Origin of the sequence: Microbispora sp. H10885 (assembly GCF_014161415.1) — a bacterium.
In the GTDB taxonomy this organism is placed as follows: Bacteria; Actinomycetota; Actinomycetes; order Streptosporangiales; family Streptosporangiaceae; genus Microbispora; species Microbispora triticiradicis.
The window spans coordinates 457,960-478,765 of record NZ_JABBWY010000004.1 but is presented as its reverse complement, the minus strand read 5'-3'; the positions used below and the strand labels follow the sequence as shown (position 1 = coordinate 478,765).

Here is a 20,806-nt window from a genome sequence, read left to right as displayed (position 1 = left end):
ACCCAAGGATCCGGCGGCGGCGACCGTCGGAGGGAGGCCGGGCCGAGGCTGGCCCCGGCAGGGCCACGATCGGATACGGGGTCACTCGGTAGCCTGCGAATCGTGAGCGACAACAGTCTGGGCGAGTTCCTGCGGGCCCGTCGCGAGGCCGTCACCCCCGCCGAGGTCGGGCTACCCGGCGGCGGCCGACGCCGTACCCCGGGCCTGCGCCGTTCCGAACTGGCCGCGCTCGCCGGGATCAGTGTCGAATACCTGACCCGGCTTGAGCAGGGGCGTGATCGTCACCCCTCGATGCCCGTGCTCGCCGCCCTCGCCGACGCGTTGCGCCTGTCCGCCGACGAGCGCCTCCGCCTGCTGAACCACTACAAGGCGGCCGACGGCGCCGGTCGGCTGGTCGGCGTGTGCCAGAGGCCGCCCGCGCAGTCGGTGCGCCCCACCGTCCGGGCGCTGCTCGACCGGCTCGAACCCGCCCCGGCGCTGGTGATCAACCGGCTCGGTGACGTGCTCGCCCACACGGACGGCTACGAGCGGCTCACCGGTCCCATCGGGCTGCTGGACCATCGGCCGGCCAATCTACTGCGCTACCTGTTCGCCGACCCGAGGGCCAGGGCCGCCTATCCGGAGTGGGAACGGGTGGCCGACGAGCGGATCGCCAACCTCGGCCTGGGCCTTCGCCAGGAGGACCCACACGTCGGCCATCTCGTCGACGAGCTGACCCTCGCGGTGGGCGCCCCCTTCACCGACCGGTTGAAGGCTCCATCCAGCCCGAGCCGCACCGGCGTCGAACGGCTGACGCATCCGCAGGAGGGCGAACTGCGGCTGTCCTACGAGACCCTCGGCCTGTCCGACGACGACAGTCAGCTCCTGATCGCCTATCTCCCCGCCGACGACGCCACCGCCGCGCGGCTCGACCGGCTCACCGGCCGCCACCCCGGAGCCCTCCGCGCCGTCGGCGGCTGATGATCTCAGCGCTAGTGTCGGAGAGCATCGAGGGAAGGCGGCAGGGTGAGCGCGCTTGAGGTACGACTGCGGCCCGTGACAGAAGACGATCTCGAGATGTTCCGGCGTTTCCTCACGGAGCCGGGGTTGATCGGCCTGGACTGGACGGGGTTCCGCGACGCGCAGGCCCCGGCACGGCGCTACGCCAAGGACGGGTACCTGGGCGAGGATGACAGCAGGCTCATCGTCGAAGCCGGCGACACGGCCGCGGGCTTGGTGAGCTGGTCGGCGCGAGGCTTCGGCGTTTCCCGATACTGGGAGATAGGGATCGCCTTGCTTCCGGACTGGCGCGGGCGTGGAATCGGCTGGCGCGCTCAGGCGATGCTGTGCGACTACCTGTTCACTCACACCCCTGTCGAGCGCATCGAGGCGGCCACCCATCCGGAGAACATCGCGGAGCAGAAGTCGCTCGAGAAGGCCGGCTTCACGCTGGAGGGGGTCCTGCGTGCGGTGGAGTTCCGTGCCGGTCAGTGGCGTGACGGCTGGATGTACAGCAGGCTGCGAAGCGATCCGTATCCGCCTGATCCATGAGCGGAGCGTCGGCGCACTCAGGCCGCGCGATGCTCGTCCACCCGGTCGAGCCATTCCGCGACGAGGGCGGTGAACAGGCCGAGCTGCTCGTGCGGCAGCGCGTGACCGGCGCGGTCCAGGACGGCGAACGTGGCACGCGGATACCGCTCCACCAGCTCCCAGGGACCGGCGTACCCCACGGTGGAGTCCTGGCGTCCGGCGAGGATCAGCACCGGGCCGGGGTACGGGGGCGTCTCCACGGGAGCGTCGCTCAGTCGCCATCGGTCGGAGATCCGCTCCAGGCCGTCGCCGTCGGCGAGGGGCAGGGCCGGAGCCACGTACTCCCGGAACCGCTCCACCATGGCGGGCGTCCGCACCACGAAGTAGTCGCGGAACTGGGCCTGCTCGTCCGGGCTCAGCGCGTCGGCCACGCCGGCCGAGCCGTGCAGCACGGCGTGCGCGGGCACGTGGCGTATCTCCTCACCGATGGGGCAGACCAGCGCCAGTCCCGCGACCCGCTCCGGGCGCCGGTCGGCGACGGCCCTCGCGAGGTACGCGCCGAAGGAGTGGCCGACGACCGCGATCGGCTCGTCTCCGACCAGAGCGTCGACCAGGCCGAGCACGACATCGAGGGTGTCGTCGGAGCCACGGAACCAGTCCGGCAACGGGGTGCGCCCCATTCCCGGCAGGTCCGGATAAATGCGCCGATAACCGGGCCGGTCACGGAACACGGGCTCCAGCGCGCCGGCCATCTCCCGATGGTCCACGCCCGCACCGTGCAACGCCAGAACGGGCTTTCCGCCGCCGTGCTCCACGACGCGCACCGGAACACCGCTGATCTTCACGTCCATCACCACACCCTAAGGAGCCCGCCAGAACCCGACCGAGAGAAATGATCACGCCCGCCGTTCCGGACTGGTCTGGGCCTGGTGGCTGACGTGGCTGGTCAGCATGTGGGTCGCCAAGGGAGCGGGCCGCAGATATCTGAACGCCGAGGAACTGCCGGAGATGCGCGAGGCCGCGCTGTTCGACATCGCGGTCAACGCCGCGTACGTCGTCACCGCCGCCCTCGCCGTCGCGGTCGTCCTGTCGATCACGCGCTTCCAGGAAGACCGCCGAACCGCCCCGGCGCCAATGCCGTCCACCGTCTAGAAGCCTGATCACTCGGTGTTCGCGTGGGCCTGCCTCGCCTGCTCGTCCGTGACGTGGTGCCGCCGGGCGAGCTCCAGGCAGACACAGTCGAGCAGCAGGTGCGTGCACTGGTCGAACAGGCTCGACAGAGGCTGCACGGTGGCCGCCTCGCCCTCGCGCCGGTGCTTGGTGGCGGCGGGCACGTGCAGGACGTGCCGCGCGCCGGTGGCGAGGGGCGACGACGGCGCGGTGGTGACCGCGAGGACCTCCCCGCCGCCGTCGGTCACCGCCCGTGCCGCGCGTACGGTGGCCGCCGTCGTGCCGGACCCGGAGACGGCGACCAGCAGGTCACCCGGCCCCGTCGACGGCGTGCAGGTGTCGCCGACGAAGTACGCCGTACGGCCGAGGTGAACGAGGCGCATGGCGAACGCCCTGGCCATGTAGCCTGACCTGCCCTCCCCCGCCACGAAGATCCGCGGCGCGTGGTCCAGCAGGTCGGCGGCCGTCTCCAGCGTGGCCGGCTCGACCTCGGCCAGGACGCCGGCCACCTCCGACTGGACGACGTCGAGAAGAGTGCGGGCGGTCATCGCGTTCCTTCCACCGGTCGGTCCGCCGCGAGGAGGGCGTCCAGTTCCACGCGGGTGGGCATGCCTTCGTTGTCGCCCTTGTTGCCGGTGGCGAGCGCCCCCACGGCGCACGCGCGCCGGAGCCGCTGCTCCTCGTCGAGACCATCGAGCAGGCCGCTGACGAACCCGGCCGCGAACCCGTCGCCCGCCCCGATGGTGTCCACCGTGGTGACCCGGAACGGCGGGCAGGTCCACGACCCCTCAGGCGTGAACAGCATGGCTCCCGCCGCGCCGAGCTTGACGGCGACCCCGCGCGCTCCCCGCGACAGGTAGTGACCGGCGATGGCCTCCGGCTCGCGCCGCCCGGTCAGCGCCTCGCCCTCCGCGACGCCGGGCAGCACCCAGTCGGCCCGCGTGGCCAGGTCGTCCACGAGGCGCGTCATCTCGCCGTGGTCCGGCCAGAGGGTGGGACGCAGGTTCGGGTCGAAGGTGACGCTCGCCCCGGCGTCCCGCGCCGCCTCCATCGCCTCGTACGCGAACCGGCGGGCCGTCGTGGACAGCGCGGGCGGGATGCCGGTCGCGTGGAGGTGCCGGGCCGACGCCACGTAGGCGAGCGTCTCGGGGGACGGCGCGAGCAGCGACCCGGCCGACCCGCGGCGGTAGTACACGTAGCGGGGGTCCCCGACGAGCACGCGTTGCTTCAGCTGGATGCCGGTGACCGCGTGGTCCTCGGCGCGCACGTGCGTGTCGTCGATGCCCTCCTCGCGCAGGCGGGCGCGGGCCGCGTCCCCGAGCGGGTCGTCGCCCACGCGGCCGACGTATCCGGTCCGGTGGCCGAGCCGCGCCAGCGCGACCGCGACGTTCAGCTCCGAGCCCGCGAGCCGCCGTTCGAACAGCGTGGCCTTCTCGAGCGGGCCCACCTCGGTGGCCACGAAGTTGCCCATGATCTCGCCGTACGTGACGACGTCGGGGGCGCTCACGGCCGCGCCATCGGCGCGCGGGCAAGAAAGCGCCCGGCGCCCCTCTCCCCCGCGAAGTTCCCGTCCTCGACCACCAGCCGGCCTCCGGCGACGACGTGCCGGGCGAGCCCGGTGCCGCTCGACCGCTCGTACAGGGAGAAGGTGGCGGGCGAGACGGGTCGCAGGTCGGCACCGGTCCAGGCGTGGGCCGGGTCCCACAGGACGAGGTCGGCGTCGGCGCCGACCGCCACGCGGCCCTTGCGCGGGAACAGCCCGAGCGCCCGCGCGGCGCGCTCCGCCGAGACCTGGACGAACTGGCACGGATCAAGCCCGCGCACGTTCATGGCCTCGTTCCACAGCACCGGCGTACGGGCCTCGATGCCGGGGGCGCCCGCCGGGATGTGCCGGTGGTCGTGCTCCCAGCCCCGCTTCGCGGAGGTGTCGTACGCGCAGTGGTCGGAGCCGACGGAGACGACCGTGCCGTCCGCGATCCCCGACCACAGGTCGAGCCGGTCGGCCGCGCCGCGGATCGGCGGGGAGATCACGAAGCGCCACGCGTCCTCGCCGGTGAACACGCTCTCGTCGTGCGCGAGGTAGTGCGTGCAGGTCTCGGCGTGGACGACCGTCCCTGCCCGGCGCGCGAAGCGTACGGCGTCGAGCGCGTCGGAGCCGGAGACGTGGAAGATGTAGACCGGCGTGTTCAGCCGCCGGGCGTACATCGACACCATGTGGATGGTCTCGGCCTCGGCCAGCCCGGGGCGGCTGTGGGGATAGTCCGCCAGGCCCAGGTGGCCGGAGCGGACCTGGTCGTCCAGCGCGCTGGTGAGGATCTCGTGGTTCTCGGCGTGGAAGCCGGGCAGCCCGCCGTTCGCGGCGATGGCCCGCATCAGCGTCCAGGCGGCTCCGTCGTCGACGCGCCGGTCCTCGTACGTCGTGTACATCTTGAACGACGTGAAGCCCTCGGCGATGACCTTGCCGATGTCCTCGACGTTCCGGGCGTCGGACCCCGTGAGGATCGGGTGGAACCCGAAGTCGATCACCGCGTCGGCGGCGGCCTCCTCGACGCGGGCGCGGCAGCGCGCGGCCAGGCCGCCCTCGGCGGGCGGGACGAAGTCCATGATCGTGGTCGTCCCGCCGAGCACCGCGGCCCGGGTCGCCGAGTGCCAGTCGTCCACCGTGACGGTGTCGTCGTACGGCCAGGCGACGTGGGTGTGGGTGTCGATGCCGCCGGGCATGACGAGCAGCCCGGTCGCGTCGATCTCCCGCTCGGCGGCGGCCGGAGAACCCGGCGCGAGGAGGGCGGCGACCCGCCCTCCGGCCACGCCGACGTCCAGCGCCGCACGGGCGTCGCCGTTGACGACCTCACCCCCGCGGATGAGCAGGTCGAAACCGGGCTTCATGCCGCTTCCTCGGGCTTGACGGCCAACGCCTCGATCTCGAACAGCAGGTCGCCCGCCAGCACGACGCCCACCGTGCTGCGCGCGGGCAGCGGGTCGGAGAAGTGCTTGCGGTAGATGGCGTCGAACTCCGGGAAGTCCTCGATCCGGGTGAGGAAGCAGGTCGTCTTCACCACGTGCGACAGGTCGAGCCCGGCCGCCGCGAGCACGGCCTTGAGGTTGGCGATGGCCGACTCCACCTGCCCGGCCAGCGTGGCCGGCAGTTCGCCGGTCACCGCGTCGCGGCCGACCTGTCCCGCCGTCACGACGAGGCGGCCGGCCACGATGCCCTGGGAGTAGGACGCGCTCGGCGCCGCCGCGGCGTCGGTGATGATCGGGGTGATAGTGGTCACGGATTCCTCCAGGGTCATGTGCCGCCGCCGATGACGGGGCTGTGGTTCTTGAGCAGCAGTTCGATCGCCAGGCGCGTGGACGGGGCGACCACGGCGCTGGCGTCGGCGATGAGGCGGTTGATGTGGCGGACCATGGCCGCCTCCGCCGCGTCCGGGTCGCCGGCCCGGATGGCACGCATGATCTCCTCGTGCTCGTGCACGGAGTGCATGGTCGTGCCGCGCCCGGCGGTGACCATGTCGAGGACGTGCTCCAGCATGTCGAAGCGGGGATCGAAGATCACCATGGCGACGGCGCGGAGCATCGTGTTCTCCACCGTCGACGCGAGCGCCTTGTGAAAGTTGGTGGAGACGTCGCGGCGCCGCTCCTCGGTGTGGACGGACCGCTCGTACTCCTCCATGACCGACTGCAGGCGTTCGACGTCCTCGCCCGAGACCGACGTCGCCGCCTCCCGGACGATCTCGCGTTCCACGCCGCGCCGGGCGACCAGCAGGTCGCGCACGTCCTGCACCGTACGGATCTCCAGGGAGCCGATCTGCTGGTGCCAGGTGACCTCGGCCGCGGCCCGCTGCGCGAGCGCCCGCCCGGCCTCGGACACGACCCGTCCCCTGCCGTCCATGGAACGGGTGAGGCCCTGCTCGTCCAGCCGCCGCAGCAGCCGGTTCACCGTCGACTCGCTCAGCGGCCGGTTGCCGGCCTCGATGCGGCGGCCGAGCTCCCGCGCGCCGAGCGGTTCCGGCGAGTTCGCGATGGCCCGGAGCAGCTCCAGGGCCCTCGGCTCCAGCGAAGCGTGGACGGAGGCGTGGGGGCCGGCCTGCAGGGGATCGCCGGCCTCGGCGTTACTGCGCTGTGTAGCCACCGTCGACCGTCCATGCCGTGCCGGTGACGAAGGCCGCCGCGTCGGACAGCAGGAAGCAGATCGTGGCGCTGATCTCCTCCGGCCGGGCGACGCGGCCCAGCGGCACCCGCGACGCCGCCAGGTCGTACCCCTCCCCGGTCTGCGCGAAGCCCTCGCGCAGCATCGGGGTGTCGACGGGCCCGGGGCAGACCGCCACGGCGCGGACGCCGCTGTCGCGGGCGTCGACGCTCATCGCGCGGACCAGGTTGATCACCCCGGCCTTCGCCGCGCAGTAGGCGACGTTCTCCGGGTAACCCACGAGCCCCACCTGCGAGGCGACCGCGACCAGCGCGCCGCCGCCCGCCCGGCGCATCGCGGGGACGGCGGCCTTCGCGAGCAGGAAGACCGAGGTCAGGTTGACCCGCAGCACCTCGTTCCAGGTGTCCAGGCTCATGGAGTCGACCGTCCCGGCGCGGGTGATCCCCGCGCAGGCGACCGCGCCGTTCACCAGGCCGAAGGTGTCCTCCCCCGCGCGTACGACGTCCAGCACCTGGCGCTCGTCGGCGGCGTCGGCGACGACGGGCAGCACCCCGTCCCCCGCGAGCGCCTTGACGTCCTGCGCCCGGTCCACGGCGACCACCCGCCCGCCGTGTTCCAGGACGTCGCGGACGGTCGCGGCGCCCAGCCCGGAGGCCGCGCCCGTCACCACCACCACCTTCCCGGCAAGGTCGGCCGTCATCTCGATCCCCTCGTTGAATTCGCGTTGATGATGTTCGACAGCGACAGTGCCACGATCAAGAGCAGCTTGTGGGGTAGAGCAGCTTCTTGATCTCCGGCGAGTCGACGTTGTCGGCGGTGACGATCGCGTTCGGCACCACGTTGTCGAAGGCGGCCCCCTGCGGCACCTCGCCGCGGATGTCCTGGACGAGCCGGGTCAGCGCGTCGTACCCCTGGGTGTAGGAGCCCTGCGCGACGAGCGCGTCGAGCGTCCCGGCGCGCAGCGCCGAGACCAGCGTCGGGCCCGCGTCGTACGCGATGACAGTCATCTTGTCGTTGTCGACCTTGGCGGCCTGGAGCCCGGAGACGGCTCCCATCGCACCCGACTCGGAGGTCGCGAAGATCCCGACGATGTCCGGGTTGGCGCCCAGCGAACTCTGCACGATGGTCGCCGCCTTGGTCGGGTCGTCCTCGTAGTACTGCGTGCCGAGGATCTGCAGGTTCGAGCCGGAGTCCTTGAGCGCCTTGACGAACCCCTCGGCGCGCTCGTTGGTCACCGGCAGGCCGGGCCGGGTGTCCAGCACGAGCACCTTCCCGCTCTGCCCCTTGGCCCGCTTGAGCAGTTCCTCCGCCGCCAGCGCGCCGCCCGCGTTGTTGTCCCCGCGGAACTGCGCTTTGGCCACCTTCTCGTTCAGCGTCGCGTCGGTGGTGACGACCGGGATCCCGGCGTTCACCGCGAGCCTGATCGGCGCGACCATCGCGGCCGGGTCGGCCGGTACGAAGATCATGCCGTCGGGGCGCCGGTTGACCACCCCTTCGAGGACCGGGGTCTGGTCGGCGGCGTTCATGCCCCGCGACGGCCCGTCGGCCTTCACCGTGATGTCGCCGCCCAGCTTCTTGGCCGCGTCCTGCGCGCCGCACTGCATCGCCGTGTAGAAGGGCAGGCCGTTGTACGTCGTGAGAAGGGAGATCTGCAGGGGGCCGGGCTTCTGCTCGGCGGTGGCGCCGCTCGTGCCGCCCGCCGCGCCGGTGTCACCGGACGAGCCGCAGGCGGCGGAGGTCAGGGCTATCGCCGTCAGCGCGGCGGCGGCCAGCACACTGGTGCGTACGTTCATGGTGGTTCTCCGTGTTTCGGCGCGTATCTCGGCAGGGGGAATCTCGGTGGGGGGCTACTTGCCGCGCAGCTGGTCGAGCCAGACAGCGATGATCAGAACGGCGCCGATGGCGATGTTCTGGTAGAAGGACGAGACGCCGACCATGACGAACCCGGCGAGCAGCATGGTCGGGATGAAGGTGGCGAGGACCGAGCCCAGCACCGAGGCACGTCCGCCGAACAGGCTCGTCCCGCCGATGATCACGGCGGACAGCGCCTGCAGCATGGTCGTCTCGTGCCCGGAGATGGCCGTGGTGCCGAACCGGGTGATGTCGAGGAAGCCGGCGATCCCGGCCATCAGCCCGGAGATGACGAAGACCGCGATCGTGCTGCGCTGCACGTTGACGCCCGCCCGCATGGCCCCGTCGGAGGAGGAGCCGATGGCGAGGGCGTGCCGGCCCGCGCTGGTCTGCGACAGGACGACGCCGGCCACCAGGGCGACCACCACCGCCAGCACCAGTGGGAGCGGGATCCCGGCGATCGAGTTGAGCCCGAAGGACGTCTGGACGTCCGACGGAATCCCGGCGACGTTCGACCCGTTCGTGAGGACCTGTGCGGCGCCGGTGGCCACGCCCATCGTGCCCAGCGTGACGACGAAGGAGTTGACCTTCAGTTTGGTCACCAGGAGCCCGTTGACCAGCCCCGCTATCCCTCCCACGACGACCGCGGCGAGCGCCGCGACGGCGATGGCGGGCCCGGCACTGGGAAAGGTCCCCGAGGCCGACGGTGGGCCGGCGATGTCCACGGCCACGGTGCCCGCGACCACCGACGACAGCACGAGCGTGGCGCCGACGCTGAGGTCGATGTGCCCGGCGCCGAGGACGAAGGTCAGGCCGACGGCCAGCAGGACGAGCCCGGCGCTGTTGCGCCCGACCGCCTGCAGGTTGGTGGCGTCCAGGAAGCGCCCTTCGGGCGAGATGATCGTGAAGACCACGACCAGCGCGACCAGCGCGACCACGATGTAGGCGGGGGTGGACCGCATCAGCGCGCCGGCGCGGGCGCGGTTCGACGGGGCCCGGAGTGTCGGTTGCGTCGCGGTCATGCCGGCAGGCTCTCCTCACGTGGGTCGTTCTGCTCGCCGAGCATCAGCGCGACGATCTGGCCGATCTTCAGCTCCCGCGCGGGAAGGTCGGCCACCACCCGGCCCAGCCGCATGACCACGATCCGGTCCGCGACCTCCAGCACCCTCGGCAGGTCGTGCGAGATGAGGACCACGCCGAGGCCGCGGTCGCGGGTCGCCCTGATGGTCTCGATCACCATCTGCGACTGCCGGGCGCCGAGCGCCGCCGTCGGCTCGTCCATGATCACCAGACGCCCCGCGCGGGAGACGGCGCGGGCGACCGCGACAACCTGGCGCTGTCCTCCGGACAGGTCGCCGACGGGCAGGGTCACGTCCTGGAGGGTGGTGATGCCGAGACTGTCCATGAGCTCCCAGGCGCGCTCGCGCATCGCCTTCTTGTCCAGGAGGCCGAGCCGTCCCAGCAGGCCGGGACGGCGCAGCTCACAGGAGAGGAACAGGTTCTCGGCCACCGACAGGTCGGGAGCCATCGCCAGGCCCTGGTAGACCGTGGCGATGCCGTGCTCCATCGCGGCCTTGATCGACCCGAGCGGCATCGGGCGGTCGTCCACCCTCACCTCGCCGGCGTCCGGCAGGTGGGCGCCGGAGATGCAGGAGATCAGCGTGCTCTTGCCGGCGCCGTTGTCGCCGACGAGCGCGACCACCTCCCCGGCGTGCACGGTGAGCTCACCGTGCCGCAGCGCCTGCACGTGGCCGAAGGACTTGGCGAGCCCGGTGGCCCGCAGCACCGGAGGTTGCCGGTCGGTCATCGGTCATTCCTCCGCGGCGCGGAGATGGGTCTGGGGCAGCGACCGCAGGTGGTCCAGCACCTCGGCCTCGGGCAGCACGTCGCCGTAGCGGGCGTCGATGTCGAAGAGGTTGGCGGCGTGCGCGGAGGGGCTCCGGTCGCCGACCGCCTCACGCGGGACGATGACGTGGAATCCCCGGTTGAACGCGCTCTCGGCGGTCGCCCGGATGCAGCCGCTGGTGCTGCACCCCACCACGATCACCGTGTCGGCCTTGGCGGAGATCAGCATCGCGTCCACGTACGTGCCGAAGAACGCCGAGGCGCGCGGCTTGACGACGAGCGGCTCCTCGGGACGGCGGCCCATCTCCGGCCGGAGCGTGACCCGCTCCGTGCCGTGCAGCATCAGCTCGCTGTGCGGCGTCTTGCGGCGGACCACCTCGCCGATCTCGGCCAGGCTCGGGTCCCACGCCATGGTGGTGAAGATGATCGGCAGGCCCGCGCGGCGGCCCTCCTCCAGGATGCGGACGATGCTGTCGGACACCGCCGACAGGTCCGAGCCGATCCGCTCCTCCGGATCGGCCCAGGCCCCGGCCATGTCGATCACGAGGATCGCCGGCCGCTCGCCCCATCCGACGCGCCCGGCGAAGCCGGCGGCCTCGTAGAAGGCGCGCAGGTCCGCGTTCTCCAGGCTGTGCGCGTACGTCTCGTTGACAGTGGTCACTCGAACCTCCTCGCGGGCGGCTCTCGCCCGTGGGCCCCGACCCTGCCACCCACGGGAAGCGTGTGTCAATAGCGACACATCAAATGACCTGTTCTGCGGTTTCATGGTCAGGAAGGTGATTTGTGTGTCACAGTTGACACACTTGCGGTGTGAGGGAAAGGATCGGCGATGGACGTCCTGCTGACCGGTGGAGGGGGATTCGCGATGGCCGTCCTGGCGGCCCGGCTGCGGGCGGACCCCGGCGTCCGCCTGACGCTGCTGGACCGGTCGCCCCTGACCGCCGACCCGGGAGTGCGGGTGGTCCAGGCCGACGTACGGGACCGGGAAGCTCTGCGGGAGGCGCTCGCCGGGGGGTTCGACGTGGTCGTGCACGGCGCCGCGCTGACCCACGTGCCGAGCTGGGAGCAGGCCCGCCCGGCCGGCCCCTCCGCGTCACCGGGCGCACGCTGCGGGCGTCCTTCGACTGGCTGAACGCCGAGGACGCCGCCGGCCTGGAGCTCGATCTCGATCCGGACGCGCGCCTCGGCAGGGACGCGGCGAGCGACGTCTCCCTGGCCCGGCGGACGCTGTCCTGGCGGCCCCGGCCCTTCCGCGAGCAGGCGTCGTCCTACTTCGCCTGGGCGTCGCGCAACCCCGCGATGTTCCGGCCTGCGAGCACGCCTCTCCCGCGGTGACCGCGGACCGCCCGAAGCCGGATCAGAGCGAAATCAGAGCCAGCCGTGCTCGTCGGCGATGAGTGCGGCCTCGGCGCGGGTGCTCGCTCCCGTCTTGCCGATGGCCGCGGACAGGTGGTTGCGTACGGTCCCGGCGGACAGGTGCAGGCTCCGGGCGATCTCCGCCACGGTGCCGCCCTGCCGGGCCGCGCGCAGGACGTCGCGCTCCCGCGCGGTCAGCGGGCTCGACCCGCTGGCGAGCGACTCGGCGGCCAGGGCGGGATCGACCACCCGCAGGCCCGCGTGGACCCGCCGCACCGTGTCGACCAGGTGCTCGGGCGGCGCGTCCTTCACGACGAAGCCCGAGGCGCCGTTCTCCATCGCACGGGCGAAGTAGCCCGGCCGCCCGAAGGTCGTGCAGATCACCACCCGGCAGGACGGGAGCGCGGCGCGCAGGTCGGCGGTGACCGCCAGCCCGTCCATGCCGGGCATCTGCACGTCCAGCAACGCCACGTCGGGCCGGCTGCGGCGGGCCGCGTCGACGACCTCCTCACCCGAGCCGACCTGCGCCACCACCTCGATGTCGGGCTCCAGCGCCAGCATCGCCGCCAGCGCGCCGCGCACGAGCGCCTGGTCGTCCGCGAGCAACACCCTGATCACGCGCTCCCCCTGATCACACGCCCACCCGGATCACGCGCGGCTCGCCCGCAGCCGGAAGCCGCCCGCGGGCAGCGGGCCCGCCTCGATCCGCCCGCCGACGGCACGCAGCCGTTCGGCCAGGCCGGAGAGCCCGTTGCCCGGCTCCACCGCGTTCCGCCCGGGGCCGTCGTCGCGCACCTCCAGCCAGTCGTCCCCGAGCAGCACCTCGCACCGGGTCGCGCCGCTGTGCCGGATCACGTTGGTGACCCCCTCCCTCAGGACGTACGCGAAGGGCCCGGCCAGTTCGGCCCTGACGTGGTCGGCGGACGGCGGGAGGACGGCGCCGATCCCGGCGGCCCGCAGCGCGGCGCGAGCCCCCGCCAGCTCGGCCGCGAGGGACGGCCGGCGGCGGCCCGACACGGTAAGGCGCACCTCGCCGTGCGCCTGCCGGGACAGCCGCTCGACGTCGCGCAACTCGGCCAGCGCGCGTTCCGGGTCGCCGCCGCTCTCCAGCACCCGGCGGGCCAGGCCGCTCTTCACGGTTATCGTGGTGAGGCTGTGGCCGAGCACGTCGTGGAGGTCCCTGGCCAGCCGGTCGCGCTCCGCCGCGGCGGCCAGCGCCGCGATCTCCTCGTGGGCCTGGCCGAGCTGGACGACGAGCCGGATCAGCAGCGTCACGGCCACCGGGATCACGATCCCGGGGACGAGCCCGCCCACGTGCCCCCAGTCGACGGGACCGAGGGACACCTGGAGAGCCAGGGTCACCAGCCCGAGCAGCACGCTCCAGCGCGCCGGGAGCAGCCAGACCGCCACGACGAGCGCGAAGCCGAACACGCCCGTGTGGCCGAGGCGGAGCGGGCCGTCGCGCAGCAGGGCCGCCACGACCGCCAGCGCGAACAGCGTTCCGACGAGCGGGATCCGCCGCCGGGGCGGCAGGCGGACCCCGCCGACCATGGCGCCGAGCCAGCCCGCCGCGTACAGGAGCGTGACGGCTCCGAGCGCGACGCGCACCACCGGGGCCTCCGGCCAGACCCGGCCCGGCCCCAGCGACTCCCACAGCAGCCAGAGCAGGACGAGCGACAGCACGGCGACGCCACGGATGCGGGCCGCACGGGAGACCGGCCGGGCCGGGGTCCACATCGGCCAGGCCGAACGCCCCCATACGCCCTGATCGCCCTGATCGCCCACGTCGGTCAACCCTAGGCCTGAGCGGCGCCGTGGCGATACCGGACGGCCACGGCGGCGCCGAGCACGAGCGCGTACGACGTCAGCACCAGCGCGGCCCGCCAGGTGTCACCGCCCAGGGTGGTGGCGTGCCCGACCCGCGCGAGCCAGTAACTCGGCAGGACCCTGGCCACCGTCGCGAGCGCCCCCGGGAACGTGCTCACCGGGATGAACAGCCCGCCGACGAAGCTGAGCAGCAGCACCACCGCCCCCTGGTACGCCTGCAGGTTCCGGGCGGTCGCGAGCTGGCCGATCAGCAGGCCGAGCAGGGCGAACGGCACCGTGCCCGCCCACACGCCGAGCACGGCCGACACCCACCCGCCGGGAGACAGGTGCACCCCGCCGGCGAGCGCGGCGACGAGCGACACGCCCGCCACCGGCGGCAGCGCCACGACCATCGCGACCGACCCCTTGGCCAGCAGATAGCCGCCGCCGCTGAGCGGGGTGAGCCGCAACTGGCGCTGCCAGCCGATGTCGCGCTCCACCGCCGTGCGAGCACCCGTGTCGAGTGCCGCCTTCATCGCCCCGAACGCCGCGACACCGCCCATGACGTACGACGCGGGAGCCCCGCGGTCGGCGAAACGGTCGGCCATCAGCAGGTACAGCCCCACCGGCAGGGCGACCGCGAACAGCAGGAACTTCGCGTCCCGCAGCGTCCGCCTGATCTCGAACGCGAGATACCCGGTCATCGCGCGGCCTCCGTCTCCTCGGCCGGTGCCCCGGTCTGCGCTCCGGTCGGCGTTCCGGTGAGGCGCAGGAACGCGTCCTCCAGGCCCAGCGCGCCGACCTCGACGTCCCGGGCGTCCGGATGGCGGGCCAGCAGTTCCCGCACGACCAGGTCGGAGTCGACGCAGCGCAGTTCGGTCCTGCCCTCGCGGACGTGCACCGCCGTCACGCCGGGGAGCGTGCCCAGGTCCTCGGCGCGGGCGCCGGGCACGACGGCGGTCACCGTACGGCCGGACACCTCGGCCATGACCGCCGGCACCGGGCCGTCCGCCACGATCCGGCCCGCGTTCATCAGCACGACCCGGTCCGCGTACGCCTCGGCCTCCTCCAGGTAGTGCGTGGAGAACAGCGCGGTGCGGCCGGTTCCGGTGAACGCGTGCATCGACCGCCAGAACTCCCGCCGGGCCGTGACGTCCATCGCAGCCGTCGGCTCGTCGAGCACCAGCAGGTCCGGGCCGGACACCAGCGCCATGGCGAACCGGACCCGCTGCCGCTGACCGCCGGACAGCCGCGCGGCCCGCCGGTCGGCGAGGTCCGCCACCCCGGCGCGGCGTAGCGCCTCCTCGACGGGTGGCGGTGTCCGGTGGAGGGACGCGATCAGCGTCACGGTCTCCCCCACGGTCACGTCGTCGAGCAGCGCGCCCTCCTGCGGCATCACGCCGATCACGCCGCTTCGCACCGCCTCGCGGGGAGACGCGCCGAACACGGCGATCTGCCCGGCGTCCGGACGGACCAGCCCGACGATCATGTCGATCGTGGTGGACTTGCCCGCGCCGTTGGGGCCGAGCAGGGCCACCACCTCTCCTGGACCCACGACCAGGTCGATCCCGTCGACCGCGCGGGTCCCGCCGTACGCCTTGCGCAGCCCCGCGACCGACAGTGCGGGGGCGCCGTGATGAAGGTTCATACGGCGAGCCTCCACCGCCGCCCCGGCGCGTACCTCCGCCGTCTGTCACGACCCGGCCACGACAGATGTCACGACCGGCCGCGCCTGCCCCGGACCTCGCACCGTCCGATCGCTAGATCGGATCTAGCGGCCGGGTGACCGGGATCTGGCGCCTCCTCCGTGAAGGACTGAACGGAACGGAGACGACAGATCATGCGGGACCGCACGACGGACCTGGCGATAGAGACATCGGGCCTGGTCAAGATATTCGGCAAGAACCGAGCCGTGGACGGGCTCGACCTGAGGGTGCCCGCGGGCACCGTGTACGGCGTGCTCGGCCCCAACGGGGCGGGCAAGACGACCGCGGTCAAGATGCTGGCGACCCTGCTGCGCCCGGACGGCGGCGAGGCGAGGGTCTTCGGCCACGACGTGCTGCGCGAACCCGACGCCGTACGCGCCCGGGTGAGCCTGACCGGCCAGTACGCCTCGGTGGACGAGGAGATGACCGGCACGGAGAACCTCGTCCTGCTCGGCCGGCTGCTCGGTCACCGGAAGGCCGCGGCCAGGGACCGGGCCGCGCTGCTGCTGGAGGCCTTCGGGCTGACCGACGCGGCGGCCCGGCAGGTCAAGACCTACTCGGGCGGCATGCGCAGGAGGCTGGACATCGCGGCCAGCATCCTCAACACGCCCGACCTGCTGTTCCTGGACGAGCCCACGACCGGCCTGGACCCACGCAGCCGCAACCAGGTCTGGGACATCGTCCGGATCGTGGTCGCCCACGGCACGACCGTGCTGCTCACCACGCAGTATCTCGACGAGGCCGACCGGCTGGCCGGGCGCATCGCGGTCGTCGACCACGGCCGGGTGATCGCCGAGGGCACCCCCGGTGAGCTGAAGTCGTCCGTAGGCGCGGGCATGGTCCACGTACGGCTGCGCGATCCCGCGCAGCGGCCGGCGGCCGAGCGCGTGCTGGCCGGGGAACTGGGCACCGCCGTCCATCTGGAGGCCGATCCCGTGGCGCTGACCGCCCGCGTCGCGGCGGGGGACGCGGACGCGGGCGCCGAGCGGGCCTCCCGCGCCCTCGGGTCGCTGGCCGCCGCCGGAATCGTCGTCGACGACTTCTCCCTCGGCCAGCCCAGCCTCGACGAGGCGTTCCTCGCGCTGACCGGCGCCGGGGAACGCGCCGAGGAGCACGGCGGGGGAAGCGGTGGGGCAGGCGCCGGGGACCACGGCTCCGCTCCGGCGGACCGGCCCGCCGCCGGACCCGGCAGGCCCGCCGGGCACGGGTCGCACGAGACCCACGAGACGCACCACGACACGCACGAGACGTACGAGACGCGGGAGACGACGGTATGAGCGCCACGACGACCGAGACCGGCACGTCCTTCGTTCCCGCGGCCGAGACGCTGGGCGCGGTCCTGGCCCCGGGGGCACGCCCACCGCGCCCCGGCGCCCTGTCGGCCTCGATGACCTTCGGCTGGCGGGCGATGCTGAAGATCAAGCACGTGCCCGAGCAGCTCTTCGACGTCACCGCGTTCCCGATCATGATGACGCTGATGTTCACCTACCTGTTCGGCGGCGCGCTCGCGGGCTCGCCGACCGAGTACCTGCAGTTCCTGCTGCCGGGCATCATGGTGACGAGCGTCGTGATGATCACGATGTACACCGGGGTCGAGGTCAACAAGGACATCGAGAAGGGCGTCTTCGACCGCTTCCGCACGCTGCCGATCTGGCGGCCGTCCACGATGGTCGGCTACCTGCTGGGCGACATGTTCCGCTACACGATGGCGGCGACGGTCATCCTCGTGGTCGGCCTGGTGCTGGGCTTCCGCCCGCAGGGCGGCGTCGTCGGGGTCGTGGCCGCGATCGCCCTGCTGGTGGCCTTCTCGTTCGCGTTCTCGTGGGTCTGGACGATGTTCGGCCTGCTGCTGCGCAGCGAGAAGTCGGTGATGGGCATCAGCATGCTGGTGCTCTTCCCGCTGACCTTCCTCAGCAACGTCTACGTCGACCCGGAGACGATGCCGGGCTGGCTGCAGGCGTTCGTGGGCGTCAATCCCATCTCGCACCTGGTCACCGCGGCCCGCTCGCTGATGGCGGGCGCTGCCGACACCGGGGAGATCACCTGGGTGCTGGTCAGCGGCGCGGTGTGTGTCGCGGTCTTCGGCGCGCTGACCATGCGCCTGTACAACCGCAGGTGAGACGGAGGGTCACAGCCGCCAGGCGATCTCGTGATCGGGCTGGTACCGGCAGGTCGCTCCGGTGGAGACGGCGCCGCGCAGATGGGCGGCCAGCGCGGGGTGGAGCCCGTCGAGCTTGCGCAGGACGTCGCGGATCCGGGCGGTGACGGCCTTGCGGGCGCGTTCGGCCTCGTCGCCGAGGCGGCGGTCGCGCCCGCCGAGGCCCGAGGCGGCGCGCAGTTCCGCCAGCAGCGCGGCCCGCTCCCGGTCGAACTCCGCCGCCCTGCCGTCGTCGCCCCGCTCGACGGCCCGGTCGATCTCCTCGTCGAGCAGGGTGAGCCGGTGCCGGTAACGGGCCTTGGCCTCCTCGTCGAGGACGGCGTCGCCGCCCAGCCGCCGGGCGGCGACGACGATCCGGCCGCCCTCGGGGGCGAGCAGCAGTACGGCGGGCAGGTCGGCCCCCGGGTGGCTCAGCAGCCTGTGGAGGTCGCGCAGGCCCTTGGCGTCGGGCAGGCGCACGGTGCGGTCCGCGAACGTCAGCGTCCAGACCGCGCCGTCCCGCCGGAACTCGTCGCCGACGCCGGGCACGGGACCGGGCGTACCGTCCCGCGCACCACCCGACGTACGGCCGGGTGAGCGGGCGGACGGGGACGCGCGCCGCCTCGCCCGGCGGGCGCGCTCCACGACGTGCCGCATGCCGAGCCGGTCCGCTTCGTTCTCCACGTCGGCCAGCAGCTTGCCGGCCGACTCCGCGTCGTCCGGACGGCCCCGGGCCAGCAGCGCCTCCGCGAGATGTGCCCGCGCCTCGACCGACCAGGGGCGGGCGAGGAGGAGGTCGGCGGACCGCCGGGCGGCGGTGAACCCCTCGATCGCCTCGTCCCACCGCTCCTGCGCCGCGTCGACGAGGGCGCGCCAGAAGACCATCGGGCCGCCGATGTCCCAGCCGTACATCGAGACCGCCCAGATGCCGGCGTACGGGTCGAGATCGGCCCGGGCCTTGTCGCACAGCCGCGGATCGCGCGACCACGCCGCGATCATGGCCTGGAACCGCAGCCACAGGGGCCGGGCCGAGCGCGGGCACGGCTCTCCCCCGGCCGTCGCGTCGCGATAGTGACGCAGCGCGGCGCCGCCGTCGCCGCGCAGCAGCGCGGTCATCCCCTCCAGCAGCCCCGGACAGGGATGCCGGCTCCGGCGCAGCACGCGGTGCACCTCGTCGAGGTCGTCGAACCTGCCCTGGAGCAGCCGTACGGCCCAGCGGTGGTGATGCAGCATGTAACCGAACTGGTCGTGCCCGTGCTGCCAGGTGAACCCGGTGAGCTCGTCGAGCACGCTCTCCGCCTCGCCGAAGTCGCCGGTGAGCGCGGCGATGATGCTCCGGTCGGCGAGCGTGGCCATGTCCATGCGGGGCAGGTCGCTTCGGCGGCCGAGCACGACGAACTCCCGGAACTGGGCGAGATATCCCGGGTCGCCCTGTTCGAGGAGCGCCACCCAGCGCAGGGCGGCGGCGACGCTCTCCATCTCCACGTCGGCCGTGCGCCGGGCCAGCGCCTGCACCTCGCCGGTGAGCTCCGCCCGCTGCGCCGCCGTGCCCGGGCCCCAGATCGCGGCGTGATAGGCCCACAGGCCGAAGGTCAGCGCCTCGTCGTCCTGGCCGCGCTTGGCCAGCACCACGACCCGCACGGCCAGTTCCCGCGCGAGACGCTCGGGGGAGAGCTCCTCGCCGGGCGCACGGCCTTCCCCGAGCAGCGCGCCGTGCGCCTCCCGCAGCAGGCCGGCGGCGAACCGGTGGCCGTCGCCGCCGGACAGGTCGCCGGCCTCGCCGCAGGCGCCGTGGACGGCCAGCGCCACGCGGGCCAGCAACTCGGGGTCGCCGGCCTCCCGGGCGACGGCGGCCGCCTCCTCGAAGGCCCGCCGCCCGCCCTCGTGGTCGTCGACCTGGACGAGCTCGCGGCCCAGGTCGATCGCGATCACGACCCGCCTGCGCGGCTCACCGGCCGCCGCGAGCTCCAGCGCCCTGCGGTAGTGCCCGATCGCCTCCTCGACCGCCAGACGGCCCGCGGCACCCCGGGCGGCGGCGAGCAGCCGGTCCACCGCGACGGACACCTCGATCCGTTCTCCCGCCAGGTAGGCGTGCCGGGCCAGGTCCGCGGGCAGGACGTGCTCGGCCAGGCCGGGCGACCCGTCGACGGCCCGGACGACCGCGGCGTGCAGGCGGGGCGCCTCTCCCCCCTCCGGCGACCCGCCCGGCGATCCGTCCGGCGGCTCGTACAGCGATTCGTACAGCGTCTGCCGGACCAGGTCGTGGGCGAACGCGAACGTGTCTCCCCCGCGCTCCACGACGAGGCGGGCGGCCACGGCCTGGTCGAGCAGCCGTTCCAGGTGGGGAACGGGGGTCTCGGCGACGGCGGCCAGCACCTGGCGGTGGAACTCCCGGCCGAGCACCGCGGCGGTGGTGAGCAGGTCGATGACCGGCCGGGGCAGCAGGGACAGCCGGCGCAGCAGGGTGTCGCGGACGCCGGGGGCGATGGCGGTCACGGAGCCGCCGCCGCTCCACAGCCGCGCCGTCTGCTCGACGAAGAACGGGTTGCCGCCGGTGCGCAGGTGCACCTCGGCGACCAGATCGGCGGACGGCTCCCGGCCGGCGGCGCGGGTCATCAGCGCGCCGACCTCCTCCCGTCCCAGCCCGGTGAGCGTGATCGTCGCCGCCCGCGCCGTCAGGGGCAGCACGAGAGGGCGCAGCGGATGATCCGGCGACTCCACCTCGACGTCACGGTAGGTGCCGACCAGCAGCACCCGCTCGAACCAGGTGTGCTGCGCCGCGAACTCCAGCAGCCGGAGCGTCGCGGGATCGGCCCAGTGCAGGTCTTCGAGAACGACCACGAGGGGACGGCTCTGCGAGACCGATACAAGGGCGCTGGTCACCGCGTCGTACAGCCGGAAGCCGTCGGCCGCGTCGGCCCCCGGCGACTCTCCCAGCAGGGCGGACAGGCCGGTGCCCCCGGCCTCCTCGGCCGCCGCCCACTCCCCCGGCGCGGCGCAGCGCCGCAGCCCGCGAAGGACCTGCACCCAGGGCCAGTAGCCCGGCGCGCTGTCGGAGTCCCAGCACGACCCGCCGAGCACGAGCGCGCCCAGGCGCCTGGCCTCCTCCGCCACGCTGGCGACGAGCGTGGTCTTGCCGATGCCGGCCTCACCGGCGACCAGCACCAGGCCGCCGTGGCTGGCGACCGCACGTCCGATCTCGGCACGCAGCAGCGCGGCAGGATGCTCCCTGCCGAGCAGTCCGGTGATCGCGCCATCGATTCGCATGCCGCTCCG

At 73.2% G+C, this 20,806-nt stretch carries 21 protein-coding genes and 1 pseudogene; 6 read left to right on the top strand and 16 right to left on the bottom strand.

Translation table 11 applies throughout. The features are described 5' to 3' along the window. Positions 1-102 precede the first annotated feature (102 nt). Both HHX37_RS13375 and HHX37_RS13370 read left to right on the top strand, forming a co-directional pair. Complete coding sequence (locus HHX37_RS13375; RefSeq protein ID WP_182885573.1) at positions 103-960, top strand: helix-turn-helix domain-containing protein; 858 nt, start codon at positions 103-105, stop codon at positions 958-960. A gap of 45 nt (positions 961-1,005) precedes the next feature. After that, positions 1,006-1,530 carry a GNAT family N-acetyltransferase gene (locus HHX37_RS13370; protein WP_182885572.1) on the top strand — a complete coding sequence of 175 codons (525 nt, stop codon included), beginning with the start codon at positions 1,006-1,008 and terminating at the stop codon, positions 1,528-1,530. A gap of 17 nt (positions 1,531-1,547) precedes the next feature. On the opposite strand, the gene HHX37_RS13365 is transcribed toward HHX37_RS13370, so the two are convergent. Beyond that, positions 1,548-2,360: an alpha/beta fold hydrolase gene (locus HHX37_RS13365; protein ID WP_182885571.1), complete on the bottom strand. Its 813-nt coding sequence runs from the start codon at positions 2,358-2,360 to the stop codon at positions 1,548-1,550. A gap of 37 nt (positions 2,361-2,397) precedes the next feature. Here HHX37_RS13365 and HHX37_RS13360 point away from each other — a divergent pair. Next, positions 2,398-2,661: pseudogene (locus HHX37_RS13360) on the top strand (DUF4328 domain-containing protein); the annotation flags it as partial. An 8-nt stretch (positions 2,662-2,669) separates the two neighbouring features. Here the strand turns inward: HHX37_RS13360 and hxlB are convergent. The 10 genes from hxlB to HHX37_RS13310 are packed head-to-tail and all read right to left on the bottom strand — an operon-like array spanning position 2,670 to position 11,186. Beyond that, positions 2,670-3,227 carry a 6-phospho-3-hexuloisomerase gene (gene hxlB, locus HHX37_RS13355; RefSeq protein ID WP_182885570.1) on the bottom strand — a complete coding sequence of 186 codons (558 nt, stop codon included), beginning with the start codon at positions 3,225-3,227 and terminating at the stop codon, positions 2,670-2,672. Then, positions 3,224-4,186, bottom strand: coding sequence for a sugar kinase (locus HHX37_RS13350; RefSeq protein WP_182885569.1), 963 nt, complete (start codon positions 4,184-4,186; stop codon positions 3,224-3,226). The genes hxlB and HHX37_RS13350 overlap by 4 nt, the downstream gene beginning before the upstream one ends. Further along, positions 4,183-5,565, bottom strand: a complete 1,383-nt coding sequence (locus HHX37_RS13345) for an amidohydrolase family protein (protein ID WP_182885568.1) — start codon at positions 5,563-5,565, stop codon at positions 4,183-4,185. The genes HHX37_RS13350 and HHX37_RS13345 overlap by 4 nt, the downstream gene beginning before the upstream one ends. After that, positions 5,562-5,954, bottom strand: a complete 393-nt coding sequence (locus HHX37_RS13340) for a RidA family protein (protein ID WP_220502830.1) — start codon at positions 5,952-5,954, stop codon at positions 5,562-5,564. Before HHX37_RS13340 ends, HHX37_RS13345 begins: the two co-directional genes overlap by 4 nt. 14 nt (positions 5,955-5,968) lie before the next feature. Beyond that, a complete protein-coding gene (locus HHX37_RS13335) occupies positions 5,969-6,811 on the bottom strand; it encodes an FCD domain-containing protein (protein WP_182879824.1) in 843 nt (280 codons plus the stop codon). Beyond that, entirely contained in the window at positions 6,792-7,529 is a 738-nt protein-coding gene (locus HHX37_RS13330) for an SDR family NAD(P)-dependent oxidoreductase (protein ID WP_182885566.1), read from the bottom strand. Before HHX37_RS13330 ends, HHX37_RS13335 begins: the two co-directional genes overlap by 20 nt. A gap of 55 nt (positions 7,530-7,584) precedes the next feature. Beyond that, the gene (locus HHX37_RS13325; RefSeq protein WP_182885565.1) at positions 7,585-8,622 is read right to left on the bottom strand and encodes an ABC transporter substrate-binding protein; all 1,038 of its coding nucleotides are present in this window, start codon (positions 8,620-8,622) and stop codon (positions 7,585-7,587) included. Between the two features lie 54 nt (positions 8,623-8,676). Beyond that, on the bottom strand, positions 8,677-9,702 hold the full coding sequence (locus HHX37_RS13320; RefSeq protein ID WP_182885564.1) for an ABC transporter permease: 1,026 nt from the start codon (positions 9,700-9,702) through the stop codon (positions 8,677-8,679). Then, entirely contained in the window at positions 9,699-10,487 is a 789-nt protein-coding gene (locus tag HHX37_RS13315) for an ATP-binding cassette domain-containing protein (protein ID WP_138460336.1), read from the bottom strand. The genes HHX37_RS13320 and HHX37_RS13315 overlap by 4 nt, the downstream gene beginning before the upstream one ends. Before the next feature lie 3 nt (positions 10,488-10,490). Beyond that, positions 10,491-11,186 (bottom strand): isochorismatase family protein, encoded by a 696-nt coding sequence (locus HHX37_RS13310; RefSeq protein ID WP_182885563.1) that lies wholly within the window; start codon positions 11,184-11,186, stop codon positions 10,491-10,493. Between the two features lie 168 nt (positions 11,187-11,354). Here HHX37_RS13310 and HHX37_RS13305 point away from each other — a divergent pair, with 168 nt between their 5' ends. Next, positions 11,355-11,657, top strand: coding sequence for an NAD-dependent epimerase/dehydratase family protein (locus HHX37_RS13305; protein ID WP_182885562.1), 303 nt, complete (start codon positions 11,355-11,357; stop codon positions 11,655-11,657). A gap of 236 nt (positions 11,658-11,893) precedes the next feature. On the opposite strand, the gene HHX37_RS13300 is transcribed toward HHX37_RS13305, so the two are convergent. The 4 genes from HHX37_RS13300 to HHX37_RS13285 are packed head-to-tail and all read right to left on the bottom strand — an operon-like array spanning position 11,894 to position 15,335. Then, positions 11,894-12,499: a response regulator transcription factor gene (locus HHX37_RS13300; RefSeq protein ID WP_182885561.1), complete on the bottom strand. Its 606-nt coding sequence runs from the start codon at positions 12,497-12,499 to the stop codon at positions 11,894-11,896. A gap of 30 nt (positions 12,500-12,529) precedes the next feature. Next, positions 12,530-13,666: a sensor histidine kinase gene (locus HHX37_RS13295; protein WP_220502829.1), complete on the bottom strand. Its 1,137-nt coding sequence runs from the start codon at positions 13,664-13,666 to the stop codon at positions 12,530-12,532. 11 nt (positions 13,667-13,677) lie between these two features. Continuing rightward, positions 13,678-14,391, bottom strand: coding sequence for an ABC transporter permease (locus HHX37_RS13290; protein WP_182876208.1), 714 nt, complete (start codon positions 14,389-14,391; stop codon positions 13,678-13,680). Further along, entirely contained in the window at positions 14,388-15,335 is a 948-nt protein-coding gene (locus HHX37_RS13285) for an ABC transporter ATP-binding protein (RefSeq protein WP_182885560.1), read from the bottom strand. The genes HHX37_RS13290 and HHX37_RS13285 overlap by 4 nt, the downstream gene beginning before the upstream one ends. A gap of 192 nt (positions 15,336-15,527) precedes the next feature. Between HHX37_RS13285 and HHX37_RS13280 the strand changes: the two genes are divergently transcribed. Together HHX37_RS13280 and HHX37_RS13275 are read left to right on the top strand one after the other, a co-directional pair. Then, on the top strand, positions 15,528-16,670 hold the full coding sequence (locus tag HHX37_RS13280; protein WP_182885559.1) for an ATP-binding cassette domain-containing protein: 1,143 nt from the start codon (positions 15,528-15,530) through the stop codon (positions 16,668-16,670). Then, positions 16,667-17,512 (top strand): ABC transporter permease, encoded by an 846-nt coding sequence (locus HHX37_RS13275; RefSeq protein WP_182876211.1) that lies wholly within the window; start codon positions 16,667-16,669, stop codon positions 17,510-17,512. Before HHX37_RS13280 ends, HHX37_RS13275 begins: the two co-directional genes overlap by 4 nt. A gap of 9 nt (positions 17,513-17,521) precedes the next feature. Here the strand turns inward: HHX37_RS13275 and HHX37_RS13270 are convergent, their stop codons facing one another. Continuing rightward, on the bottom strand, positions 17,522-20,797 hold the full coding sequence (locus HHX37_RS13270; RefSeq protein WP_182885558.1) for an ATP-binding protein: 3,276 nt from the start codon (positions 20,795-20,797) through the stop codon (positions 17,522-17,524). Positions 20,798-20,806 lie beyond the last annotated feature (9 nt).